This is a genomic window from Paraburkholderia sp. J7 (assembly GCF_905220155.1).
Classification (GTDB): Bacteria; Pseudomonadota; Gammaproteobacteria; order Burkholderiales; family Burkholderiaceae; genus Paraburkholderia.
Window position 1 is genome coordinate 149438 of sequence record NZ_CAJMYZ010000012.1, and the last position, 12485, is coordinate 161922.

The 12485-nt window shown below is 64.6% G+C and carries 8 protein-coding genes; 5 read left to right on the forward strand and 3 right to left on the reverse strand.

Annotation, left to right across the window (positions count from 1 at the left end):
- Window positions 1-31: 31 nt before the first annotated feature.
- Window positions 32-565: a hypothetical protein gene (locus U5A58_RS20680; protein ID WP_321962832.1), complete on the reverse strand. Its 534-nt coding sequence runs from the start codon at window positions 563-565 to the stop codon at window positions 32-34.
- 337 nt (window positions 566-902) lie between these two features.
- The gene (locus U5A58_RS20685) at window positions 903-2330 is read right to left on the reverse strand and encodes a PLP-dependent aminotransferase family protein (RefSeq protein ID WP_321939117.1); all 1428 of its coding nucleotides are present in this window, start codon (window positions 2328-2330) and stop codon (window positions 903-905) included.
- A gap of 366 nt (window positions 2331-2696) precedes the next feature.
- Here U5A58_RS20685 and U5A58_RS20690 point away from each other — a divergent pair, with 366 nt between their 5' ends.
- The 3 genes from U5A58_RS20690 (at window position 2697) to U5A58_RS20700 (ending at window position 6486) form a co-directional block, all read left to right on the forward strand.
- On the forward strand, window positions 2697-4028 hold the full coding sequence (locus tag U5A58_RS20690) for an amino acid permease (protein ID WP_321962917.1): 1332 nt from the start codon (window positions 2697-2699) through the stop codon (window positions 4026-4028).
- A complete protein-coding gene (locus tag U5A58_RS20695) occupies window positions 4028-5260 on the forward strand; it encodes an FAD-binding oxidoreductase (protein ID WP_321962833.1) in 1233 nt (410 codons plus the stop codon). Before U5A58_RS20690 ends, U5A58_RS20695 begins: the two co-directional genes overlap by 1 nt.
- 74 nt (window positions 5261-5334) lie before the next feature.
- Window positions 5335-6486, forward strand: a complete 1152-nt coding sequence (locus tag U5A58_RS20700) for a branched-chain amino acid ABC transporter substrate-binding protein (protein WP_321914939.1) — start codon at window positions 5335-5337, stop codon at window positions 6484-6486.
- 17 nt (window positions 6487-6503) lie between these two features.
- On the opposite strand, the gene U5A58_RS20705 is transcribed toward U5A58_RS20700, so the two are convergent.
- Window positions 6504-9440 (reverse strand): PAS domain S-box protein, encoded by a 2937-nt coding sequence (locus tag U5A58_RS20705; RefSeq protein WP_321962834.1) that lies wholly within the window; start codon window positions 9438-9440, stop codon window positions 6504-6506.
- 515 nt (window positions 9441-9955) lie between these two features.
- Here U5A58_RS20705 and U5A58_RS20710 point away from each other — a divergent pair.
- Both U5A58_RS20710 and U5A58_RS20715 read left to right on the forward strand, forming a co-directional pair.
- Window positions 9956-11485 carry a methyl-accepting chemotaxis protein gene (locus tag U5A58_RS20710; RefSeq protein ID WP_321962835.1) on the forward strand — a complete coding sequence of 510 codons (1530 nt, stop codon included), beginning with the start codon at window positions 9956-9958 and terminating at the stop codon, window positions 11483-11485.
- A 184-nt stretch (window positions 11486-11669) separates the two neighbouring features.
- On the forward strand, window positions 11670-12425 hold the full coding sequence (locus U5A58_RS20715) for a helix-turn-helix domain-containing protein (protein WP_415766074.1): 756 nt from the start codon (window positions 11670-11672) through the stop codon (window positions 12423-12425).
- Window positions 12426-12485 lie beyond the last annotated feature (60 nt).

Below are 12485 nucleotides of genomic sequence, written 5' to 3' on the forward strand. Positions count from 1 at the left end.
CCAATTCGCCGGATCATTTCAATACGCGCGTTCAGAAACCGCGGCGAACCGTAACCGTTGCGCCCGTGCTATGCGAATGAAGAATGGCGACACGCGCGGTGGCGGAAAATACCCACTCGTCCATGGTCAGCGAGAGCCTGCGTTGAGGTTGCGCACCGATGTTCAGCGTGCCGTCCGGCACCTGAAGAATCGAGATCTGGGGCGCCGTAGAAGGGCCCATCTGCAGATAATCGGAACGCCGCGCAGCTTGCTGCACACCGTCACTGCTTCCGGGCGCGGACTTCACGAAATCGTAATGGTATTTTTCCGGTACCAGCGGCGCGCTATAAAAACTTTCGACTTGTGCGTAAAACGGCTTTGGCTGATTCGCCTGATATTCCATTTCGTACCGGTGCAGGTACGCCTGGGGTTCCGGTGGCAGCGCTGGAATCACTTCCATAGGCATGGACGGGATATTGGCGACCGTCATGGTTTCGGGAGCGTTCAAGCCAGTGCTCTGAGCGAACGCATAACCGCTCAGCATAAAAAAGGCTGCACCGACAATCTTTTCGTTCAGGCACGTCATGAGCATGCCTCCAATGACGAACTCGAAACATCAAAACTGCCGAACGTTCCTGCTCAGCAGACCGCCATTGCATCGACTGCACCCATGCATTCTAGTACCTGATTGGCTTCATGCCAGCCGAATGTGCGCGAACGCCCCGCAGATGGATGTGAAGTCCACCAGCTGGCAGATGGCGTGCAATGTCGTTGCCTAACATCGCAGACGATACGACCGATTCAGGCGGCAGCAAGACCACCCGCAGCGGCAGAAATTGCGGATGGTCGTGCGGATAGTCGACGGGCTCACGCCAGAGGCGAGCCCACCGGCGCTAGCGCATTGGGGGAACTACGAGTGCGGGTTAGATCGTGCCGAAGAGCGCGCGCGGCCGGTCCTGCAGCGTGCGCGCGAGGACCTTCAGCGCGCGCGCGAGTTGCTCCCGCGAGGTTGCACACGCGAGGTTGATACGTACGCCGTGCTCGAGCGTCGAGCGGTCGACGGCGAACGCCGAGGCGGGCATGGTGTTCACGCCGCGCGCCAGCGCGTTGGCGGCGAAGTCGTCGGAGCGCCACGGGGCCGGCACGCGCAACCAGACGAACATGCACGCCGGGTCGCTATTGAGCAGGTCGCGCGGCAAGATTTCGAGCGCGAGCGCCTGCCGTGCCTGCAGCTCCGCACGCTGCGCTTCGAGTATGAGGTGCGCGGTACCGTCCTCGATCCAGCGCGTCGTGATGAGCGTGGTGAGCGGCGCGGGCATCCAGGCGGTCGTGCGCACGGCCTCGGCAGCGAGCGCCGCGCCATGCGGCGGCGTGTGCAGATAGCCGATGCGCAGCCCGGGTGCGAGCACCTTCGACGTAGAGGCCACATGGAAGGTCAGTTCCGGGCACAGGCTCGCGATGGTCGGCAGGCGCTTGCGCAGCAACGGCCCGTACACATCGTCCTCGATGATCGCCACATGGTGCCGGCGCGCGATCTCCACGAGCGCGAGGCGACGCTCGAGGCTCATCGTCACCACGCTCGGGTTCTGCAGGTTAGGCACGGTGAAGATCGCCTTCACGGGCATGCGGCGGCAGGCGTCTTCGAGCTGATCGGGCAGGAGGCCTTCGGCATCGCTTGGGATACCGACCAGTTCGAACTGGAATACGGGTGCGAGCGCTTTCAGGCCGTAATAGGTCAGCTTGTCGGAGAGGATCACGCCTTCGTGTCCCATCAGGCTGCTCAAGACCGCGTAGAGGCCGTGCTGCGCGCCGCTCGTGACGACGAGATTATCGGGAGAGGGCGTGAAGCCCGGCGCGGCGATCCATTGCGCGCCCGCCGCGCGCGCCCATTCCGCGCCCTGGGGCGGCTGATATTCCTGAGTTTCCGCAAAGCGCGGGTCGCGCGAGATCTGCGCCATCGTGCGGGCGAGTTGCGTGAGGAATTCGCCGGTCGCCGGGCGGTTGACGGTGAGATCGACCACGCCGCTCGCTTCGGCGCCGTTCGCCTCCGCGCTTCGCTGCGCCGCGGCGCCAACGGCCGGCATGGCGCCGCCGGTGACGATCGAGCCGCGCCGCTTGCTCGCGACGATCAGCCCGCGCGCCTGCAACTCCTTGTAGGCGCGCGAAACAGTGGAAACGTTGATGCCCAGTTCCACGGCCAGATCGCGCTGCGGCGGCAAGCGGCTGCCAGGCGGGTACTGACCGCTGCGCACCTGCTCCTCGAGATTGCGGGAGACCTCCAGATACGTGGCTTGACGACCTTTTGTCTGGATATTCTCATCCGTTTTTGTCTGGTAATCGTCGGCTTTCATGCAAGTAGTAGCTCCATACAAAACTCGATCGTCTGCCACATCACCGCGCTGCACTGAGGCACATCACCCGCGCCCCTGCTGCATCTTTAACCCAAAAACACAAGATATGGCAAGCGTTTAGCTGCGAGTTCCCTGAGGCGTGAGGCCATTCGCCAGGGAAATTCCTGGTCTCCACACAAAGTCTTTTTAATTGCACACAAAAAATTATTGTGTGAGTATGGATCCAAGGTTTTGTTCGGCCAGCAGCTCGGCGCAACACGCACTGTATTACAGGAGAACAGTCTCGTGGCATCCCGGCAATCCACACCCGCTTCAGGCGCAACATCCACACCCCTCGGCCATTCGCTGCGCAAGCGGCACGTCACGATGATTTCGCTCGGCGGCATCATCGGCGCGGGGCTGTTCGTCGGCAGCAGCGCCACCATCAACGCGATGGGGCCCGCTGCCTGCCTGAGCTACCTGCTGGCGGGCATCGTCGTGCTGTTCGTCATGCGCATGCTCGGCGAAATGGCGCTCGCGCATCCGGGCGTGGGCTCGTTCACGGAGTTCACGCGCATTGGTCTTGGCGACTGGGCCGGTTTCACGAACGGCTGGCTCTACTGGTATTTCTGGGTGATCGTGGTGGCCGTGGAGGCAGTGGCGGGCGCGGGCATCCTGCAGCGCTGGATTCCCGCCCCGGTCTGGGTGATCGGGCTCGTGCTGCTCTCGTTCATGACGGTCGTGAACCTGCTCTCGGTGAAATCGTATGGAGAATTCGAGTACTGGTTCGCGTCGATCAAGGTCGCGGCCATCATCGTATTCATCGTGGTGGGCGCGAGCTATCTGTTCGGGTTCAGTTCGTGGCACCAGACCGTGAACAACCTGAGCGGCGACCACGGCTTCATGCCGTTCGGCGCGATGTCGATCTTCGCGGGCGTGCCGACCGTGATCTTCGCTGTGGGCGGCGCGGAGATCGCGACCATTGCCGCGGCCGAATCCGACGACCCGGGCCGCAACGTCGCCTCGATGACCCGCTCGGTCATCCTGCGCGTGATCACCTTCTATGTCGGCTCGCTTTTCGTGATTGCGTGCATCGTGCCGTGGGCGAGCATCAAGGTGGGTTACTCGCCGTTCGTGGCCGCGCTCGAAACCATGCATATTCCGGGCGCTGCGGACATCATGAATGCAATCGTTCTGGTGGCGGTGCTCTCGGCGCTGAACTCCGGGCTCTATGTGTCCTCACGCATCGTGTTCCGGCTTGCCGAACGCCGCGACGCGCCGCGCGCGCTGCTCACGCTCTCGAAGAGCCGCGTGCCGCGTCTGGCCGTGCTCGCGAGCAGCGTTGTCGGCTACGTGGCCATCGTGGCGGCGATCGTTTCGCCGCAGGGCGTGTTCCTGTACCTCGTCAGCGCATCGGGCGCGGTGATGCTGTTCGTGTATCTCTCCATCGCCGTCTCGCAGATCGTGATTCGCCGGCGCCTCGAGGCAACCGAGCCCGAACGGCTCACGTTCAAGATGTGGCTCTTTCCGTGGCTTTCGTGGGCCGTGGTGGCGGCCATTGCCGGCGTGCTCTGCGCGATGGGCTTCGACCACGCGCTCTCGGGCCAGCTCATGGCGAGCCTCGCGAGCGTGGCGGTGGTCTCGGCGGCTTACATGCTGACGCGCAAGAGGACTCACGTGGAAGATTTCCGTGAGCCCGCAACCAACTGGAAGAAGTAATGGCGCAAGTGGCTGTCATCGGCGCGGGGTTCGTGGGGCTGTCGTGCGCTTACTGGCTCATGCGCGACGGGCACAGCGTGACGCTGTACGACGCGCAGGGGCCGGGCGAGGGCGCCTCATATGGCAACGCGGGCACGTTCGCGAACTATGCGTGCATTCCCGTGAATAACCCTGACGTGTTCCGCAACATCCCGCGCTTTCTGTTTTCGTCTACGAGCCCGCTGCGCATTCGCTGGGGCGACGTGCCAACGCTCACGCCGTGGCTCGCACGCTTTCTGCTGAGCGCCACGCCGCGCCGCTATGCAGGCAGCGTGAGCGCGCTCGCGCAACTGCTCTCGCGCGCTTTCGACGGCTACCGCGAAATGCTTGCCGTCGACACGCTCGCGGCCTTCGTGCGCGAACGCGAATGCCTCTACCTGTATTCGAGCGCGGCGTCGTTCGAGGCGGCGCAGCCGGCGCTAGAACTGCGGCGCTCGCTAGGCGTGGCGTTCGACACGCTCGCGCGCAGCGAAATCGCGCAACTGGAGCCGGGCCTCGCGCCGCTCTTCGCTCAAGGCACGCTCTTCAAGGGCAGCTGGTTCTTGAGCGATCCGCGCGGCTTTCTTCAGGCCTTGCATGCGATGTTGTCGCTGCGCGGGCTCGTGCATCGGCGCGTGGCGGTCGAGACGCTGGCGCCTGCGGCAAACGCGGTGAAGCTGATCGATTCGGCGGGCGAGACGCATGACGCCGAACACGCCATTGTGTGCGCCGGCGCGTTTTCAGGGCGTCTCGCGCGCCAATGCGGCGACGCGCTGCCGCTAGGTGTGGAGCGCGGCTATCACGTGCGCTTTCCTGGCACTGCTAACCGAATTTCGCGGCCGTGCGGCTGGGCCGAACGCGGCTTCTACATGACGCCGATGGACGGCGGCATTCGCGCAGCGGGCACGGTCGAGCTGGCGGCCAACGGCGCGGGCAAGAACGCGGACCTGCTGCGGCTTTTGACGCGCTCCGCGCAGGAGGCGCTGCCCGGATTGCCGGAGCCGGACAGCGACTGGCTTGGCTTCAGGCCGAGCCTGCCCGACGCGCTGCCCGTGGTGGGCGCGTCGAGCCGCTCGCCGCGCGTGATCTACGCGTTCGGGCATCAGCATCTGGGCGTGACGCTCGGCGGCGTGACGGGCAGCGTGGTTGCCGATCTCGTTGCGCAACGCGCGCCTCCCCTCGATCTCACGCCTTATAGTCCGCGCCGCTTTTAACCGTGTTTACAGGTACTTTCCAGCCATAACCAGGTAGCACCCACCGCAACAATCTCCCTGTGAGGATGAGCATCATGAACCGCCGCACTCTCGTACTAACGATGGCCCTCGGGCTGATGGGCTTGCACGGCCCCGCGCAGGCGGCCGACCCCGAGGTGGTGAAGATCGGTTTCGCGGGTCCGCTCACGGGCCCGGTCGCGCGCGTTGGCAAGGACTTGCAGTACGGCGCGCAGCTCGCTATCGACGAGGAGAACGCCAAACACCCCGTGATTGCGGGCAAACCGGTGAAGTACGTGCTCGACGTGCAGGACGACCAGGCCGACCCGCACGTGGCCGTGCAGGTGGCGCAAAAGCTCGTGGACGACGGCGTGGTCGGCGTGATCGGCCACTACAACTCGGGCTGCAGCATTCCCGCTTCAGCCGTTTATCACAACGCGAACGTCGCCATGATCACGCCGGGCTCCACCAACCCGGCGCTGACCCAGCAGGGCTACGCGAACGTGTTTCGCACCATGGGCAACGACGGCATAGGCGGCGTGATCGCGGGCAAGTTCGCGGTGGAGCAGTTGAAGGCGAAGCGTATCGGCATCATCGACGACCGCACGGCCTTCGGCCAGGGGCTCGCCGACGCGTTCGAGAAGGGCGCGAAGGAGGCGAACGGCAATATCGTCGACCGCGAGTTCACCAACGACAAAGCCGTGGACTTCCGCGCCATTCTCACGTCGCTCAAGCAGAAGAACGTCGACGTGATCTTCTTTGGCGGCCTCGATGAACAAGGCGCGATGCTTGCCAAGCAGATGCGCACGCTCGGCATGCCGGCGCGGCTGTTCGGTGCGGGCGCATTGAAGAGCAATGCCTTCCTGCAGATCGCGGGCCCGGCGGGCGAGGGCACACAGGACCTCGAACCGGGGCCGGCGCTCGACAAGCTGCCTTCCGCACAGGCTTTTGCGAAGCGCTACAAGGCGCGATTCAATCAGGACGTCGAACTGTATGCGCCGTTCGCCTACGACGCCGCGCTCGCCATGATCAAGGCGATTCGCGATGCCGACTCGCTCGACCGCGCGAAGATCGTCGCGAGCTTCCCGAAGGTAACGGTGGTGGGCGTGACGGGCAATATTGCGTTCGATCCGCACGGCGACCTCATCAAGCCGCCTTATACGCTTTTCGAGGTGCAGCAGGGGCAGTGGAAGAGCTTGAGGACGCTTGGGGGGAATAACGGGGTGTAACGTGCGCGGTGGGGTCTTCAGCGCGCCACCAGCAGCTCGATCAGCGTGTGGAAATCGACAGGCTTCGTGAGATGCGAGTCGATGCCGCTCATGCGCGAGCGCAGCCGGTCGGCGTGCTGGCCCCAGCCCGTTAGCGCGATGATCTGCAGGCCCGCATAGCGCGGGCTTTGACGAATCTGCCGCGCGATTTCATAGCCGTCCATGCCGGGCATGCCGATGTCGAGCACGATTGCATGCGGCACCGACTGCTCCAGCGCGCCAAGTGCAGCGGCGCCGTCGTACACGACGCGCACCTGCGCGCCTTCGCCCGAAATCACCATGGCGAGCGAATCGGCGGCGTCGCGATTGTCGTCGACCACGAGAATGCGCTTGCCCGCGAGCGGCTTCGCGGCGCGCGGCACGGCTGCGGGGGCTTCTTGTGCCTCGGCGCTCGTTTGCTGCGAGAGCGGCAGGCGCACTGTGAACGTGCTGCCTTTGCCGGGGCCCGCGCTCGCAGCCTCGACCGTGCCGCCGTGCATGCGCACCAGATGCCGCACCATGGTGAGACCAATGCCCAGCCCGCCCTGGTTGCGCTCCGCCGGGCGGCTGCCCTGCGCAAACATTTCGAATACCTGATCAATCTGCCCAGCAGACATGCCAATGCCCGTATCGCTTAGCTTGACGACTGCGTTGTCGCCTTCGCGCGCAGCAAAGAGCCGGATCTGGCCGCCCGTGTCCGTGTAGCGCGCCGCGTTGTTGAGCATGTTCGCGAAGACCTGCGTGAGACGCACGCGATCGGCGTCGAGAACGAGCGGCGTGTCGGGCAGCGTGACGCTCAGTGCGTGGCGTGCCTGATCGATGGCGGGACGGCTTGTTTCAATGGCGTTGTCGATGATTTCCGCGAGCGCGACCGGCGCCTTCACGAGGCCGATCTTGCCGCGCGTGATGCGCGATACTTCCATCAGATCGTCGATCAGCCGCACCATGTGATGCACCTGTCGATCGAGCATGTCGAGTACCGGGGCGGACTCCGCCGGAAACCGGTTGCCCCGGACAAGATGCAGCGCATTGGCAATGGGCGCGAGCGGATTGCGCAGCTCGTGCGCGAGTGTCGCGAGGAATTCGTCCTTGCGGCGGTCGGCTTCCTTGAGCGCGTCTTCGGCGTTCACCGCTTCGGTCACGTCGATGGAAACACAGACGTGACCGCGAAACTCGCCGCTCGCGGAAAACCATGGCGCACAGCAGGTTTCGAACCAGTGCCAGCCAGCGTCCTTGAGCTTCACGCGCAAGCGGCTCTGGAACGCGCGATGATCATGCTGCGCGGTCTGTACACGCGTCAGGAAGCCGGGCAGGTCGCGCGGATGGATGGTGGTGTGCCAGCCGGTTTCAAGCAACTGGAGAGGCGTGAGGCCGATCGCCACGAGATAGCGCTGGTTCACATAAACCGTGTTGCCTTGCGGGTCGATTTGCCAGATCAACGCGGGTGACGCATCCGCTAGCGCGCGAAAGCGCGCCTCGCTTTCACGCAGCGCTTCCTGGGCGACGCGGCGATCGTCCACGTCGATATTCATCCCCACCCATTTGCGCACGGTGCCGTCCGCATTCCAGATGGGCGCGGCGCGCACGTTCGTCCATCTCCAGCCGCCCGTGGCGACGTGCAGGCGGAATTCGGCGTTCACCACGCGTTGCGCCGCAATTGCGTCCTTCCATTGGCGCAGCGCGTAGGCGCGGTCGTCGGGATGTACGGCGTTCGCCCAGCCTTCGCCGAGCCATTCTTTGCCGGACTGGCCGGTATAGTCCGACCAGCCCGGCGAAACCGAAGCGGCCTGGCCGTGCGCATCGGCTTCCCAAACGGCCTGCGCATAGCCTTCCACCAATGCGCGAAAGCGCTCCTCGCTGTCCACGCATTCGGTTTCCACGCGCTTGCGTTCCGTAATGTCCAGCGCGAATTCGGCGCACTTCGAGGCCATGCCCGTGCCTGAAAGCCGGGTGGGCGCGAAAAGGCCCCACCAGCGCGTGCCGTCCTTGCGGATCAACTGCCGCTCGTAGGGCTGTGTGCGTCCCGTGGTGGCGAGGTCGGTGATCGCACGCGTCGTCACACCGAGAAATTCGAGCGGCACGAGCCGGTCCCAGTGCGTCGCGGCGCGCAAGTCCTCGCGGCTGTAGCCGCTCATTTGCTCGAATGCGCCGTTGGCATCGGCCATGGTGCCGTCGAGGTCGAAGAACAGCACCCCCACGGTTTCGATGGAAATGGCGGCCTGCAGGCGTGTTTCGCTCTCGCGCAGCGCGTCTTCGACCTGCTTGCGCTGCGCGGCTTCGTGGTGGAGCTTCGTGTTGATGTTCTGCAGCGTGCGGGTACGTTCGGCGACCTGCTGCGCGAGATTGTGGCCCGCGTCCTGCGCGTCGGTCAGCGCGCAGGTCAACTGGTGCGCCGCGCTCGCGCAGGAGGCGAGGCTTTGCAGAAGGCGCGCGTCCTCGGCGTCGAAATGTCTGTCCTGACTATGTGTGACGGCCCAGACCGTGCCGACCACCGCGCCGTTGACGCGCCACGGCACGTGCAGCGCTTCGCGTATGGGCGGATCGATCGCGCGGTAGGAGGCAAAGCAGCGCGCGGGCTGGTCGAACAGGAGCATGGTGTTGCGCCCCTGCGTCACGCCGCAGGGGCAGTCGTCGCCGGGGAGCATCCGGTCCATGTCCGCGGCCAACTCGCCGGCCAGCGCGCGCCAGCGAAACCGCGCGGTGGTGCCGTCGCGCTCGGGCACGCTCACGCCAGCCGACCCGGCGCGGCAAAGCGCGAGGGCGAGTCCCGCAAGCATCTGCAGTACACCTGATGGATTGCTCGCCATTTCCTGCGCGAGCGCAGCCAGTGCGCGGCTCTCGCCCTGGAAGTCGGGCAGGCGGTTCGGGCGGTTCACCAGCGCCTCGGTGATCAGCGCTTCCTCGACCTTGAGCGCGGGTGCGCCGTTGTCTTGCATGCTGCCTCCACCGTAGTCGTCCGCTTCGTTTGCCGCGCCTGCATTCGCATCATTGGTGCAAGGTGCGAGCACAGGCAGAGCCGTTGTGTTCACAAGTGAGCATCGCGTATTCCCGTACAGGAAATCCGCTGAATGCATGCGAGTTTTGTTGTGGCCCTTTGAGTGCCGCGCAAGCCATGGCTTGCCGCAAAGCGCGGCGGGCATTGCGTTTGCCTGAAAACGGCACGATGCGCAAGCCAGTCGGCGTCAAGTGAAAGCTAATTGTCGGATTGGCGAAATTTGTCAGGCAACAAGGCTTGACAGCGCAAGCTTGTCACACAAAAATTGCGCTCCATCCCTCAAGACGGCGCGCATTGCGCCGTTATCGGTGGGGAGAGAGACAGACTGGCGCTCGCATCGCGCCAGCGATGCATCGGCGACGCGTCATGGCACGTTCACGTTAGCCCCGGAGACAGGGCTGGCCGCGAGCGACGACGCGCGCAGCACATAAAACTGATAAGGCGTACGAACGTTTCATGCGAATTTCCACACGACTCCTTCTTCTGGTCATCACGGCGCTGATCGGGTTGATCGCCATTGGCGGCTATGGGCTCGTCAGCCTCAAGCGGGAAATGCTCGACGAAACGCGCGGCAAGATCACGAATCTGCTGCAAATGGCGGAGCATCTCGCCACCTTCTATCACGACCAGGAAGTCGCCGGGAAACTGACCCGCGAAGAAGCGCAGGCGGCCACGCGGCAGGCGCTCAACCAGCTCAACTATTCCGACCGAAGCTACTTCTGGGCGCGTTTGCCCGACGGCACCACGCTGGTTCACCGCAATCTGGCTTCGATCGGCAAGGTCAACGTGGGCAAGGCGCCGGACGGACGCCCCGACACGGATCTCTACCGCGAAATGCTCGCGCGCGAGCACATTCCCGTGATGATGACGATGGCCAAACACCCCACGACGGGACAGCTCACGGCGAAGATGAACGGCATCGTCGAGTTCGCGCCGTGGGGCTGGTGGATCGGAACGGGCTTCTTTCTCGACGATATCGACGCCACGTTCTGGCGCACCGGGCGCGTGCTGATTGCGCTCATCATCGCGGCCGTGGCGGGTATCGGCGTGCTGTCGTGGCAGATCATCCGCAATCTCGTGGGCACGCTCGGGGGCGAGCCACACTACGCGGTGGCTGTCACGCACCGTATCGCGACGGGCGACCTGACCGGCAACGTCGCGTTGCGGCCTGGCGACGAACGCAGCCTGCTGGCGTCGATTGCGCGCATGCAAACGAGCCTCGTCACGATGATCAGCGAGATCCGCGCGGGCGCGGAGTCCGTGACCACGGGCGCGGGCGAGATTGCCGCGGGCAATACGGACCTCTCTTCGCGCACCGAAGAGCAGGCCGCCTCGCTGCAGCAAACCGCGGCCAGCATGGAGCAGCTCACCTCGACGGTGCAGAACAACGAGGCCAACGCCAACCAGGCCCGGCAGCTCGTTTCCACGGCCAGCACGGCGGCGGCCGATGGCGGCGCAGCGGTGGCGGCGGTGGTGAATACGATGTCGGCCATTCAGACCTCTTCGGAGAAGATGGTCGAGATCACGGGCGTGATCGAGGGCATTGCATTCCAGACGAACATTCTCGCGCTCAACGCCGCCGTGGAAGCGGCGCGCGCCGGCGAGGAGGGACGCGGCTTCGCCGTGGTCGCCTCTGAAGTACGATCGCTTGCGCAGCGCAGCGCGAGCGCGGCGCGCGAAATCAAGGTGTTGATCGACGCATCGGTCGGGCAGGTTCGCGAGGGGGCGGAGCGCGTGCGCGCGGCTGGCGCGACGATGGACAGCATCGTGCGCTCGGTGGAGAACGTCACCGGGATCATCGCGGGCATTTCCGAGGCCTCGTCCGAGCAGCGCCTTGGCATCGAACAGATCAGCCGCGCCGTGACGCAGATGGACGAGGTGACGCAGCAGAACGCCGCGCTCGTGGAAGAAGCCGCTGCTGCCGCCGATTCGCTCTCAGGACAAGCCCACCGGCTTTCGCAGGCGGTGTCGATTTTCCGGACGTGATTCGGGGTTCCGCAGGTGTTGCTTTTCGGTCGCTTGCGCTTGCTCAATATCGCGTGAAACCGTTGCCTGACAAGGCTCAAAGGCCCGCGGTTCTGGTGCGCGGCATTTTGCCACCACATTGACGCACATGCATGGTGTGACAATGCGTCGAACTCTTAAAAAATGTTAAAGAAGGAGTGGTTCGATGCTGTCACCCGTCGCAGGATCCGCTATCGTCGTGCGCCAAAGCAGTCGTGCTCCTCAAGCTGGAACGCAGCCCAGTGCGCGCTGCTCGGGGTGCGCCATGCGCCATCTTTGCATGCCGCAAGGCCTGCCGGCCGAAGACCTGCCGAGGCTCGAAGCCCTGATCTGCGGAGCGCGCAAGGTGCGCCGCGGTGAGGCGCTCTATCGCTCGGGCGATCGCTTCGACAGCCTGTACGCCGTGCGTTCCGGCTCCCTCAAAACGCTCATTGTCAACCGCGACGGTCGCGAGCAGATCACGGGGCTGCGTCTCGCGGGCGACGCGCTGGGTCTGGACGGCATCGCCACCGACGTGCATGCCTTCAGCGCGGTCGCGCTCGAAGACAGTTCGATTTGCACGCTTCCTTACGCCGCGCTCAAGACCTTGTGCCGCGAAAGCGGCACGATGCAGGACCGGCTGCATCGGCTCATGGGCGACCAGTTCAATCAGGAAGCCTCGCAGATGATGGTGCTGGGCTCGCTCACCGCCGAAGAACGCGTGGCCGCTTTCCTGCTCGACGTCTCGTCGCGCAACTGGCAGCGCGGGTATTCGCAGGCGGAGTTCCGCCTGCGCATGTCGCGCGAAGACATGGGCAGCTACCTCGGCATCACGCTCGAAACCGTGAGCCGGATTTTGTCGCGCTTCCAGAAGCGTGGCCTCATCGACGCGCAAGGCAAGCTGATCCGCATCTGCGATATCGAAGGGCTGCAAACGGTTTGAGCGGGCCGCTGACGCGGCAGCCATCGAGACTCCGATGACCGCCGCAGTCAGCCGCTCCTT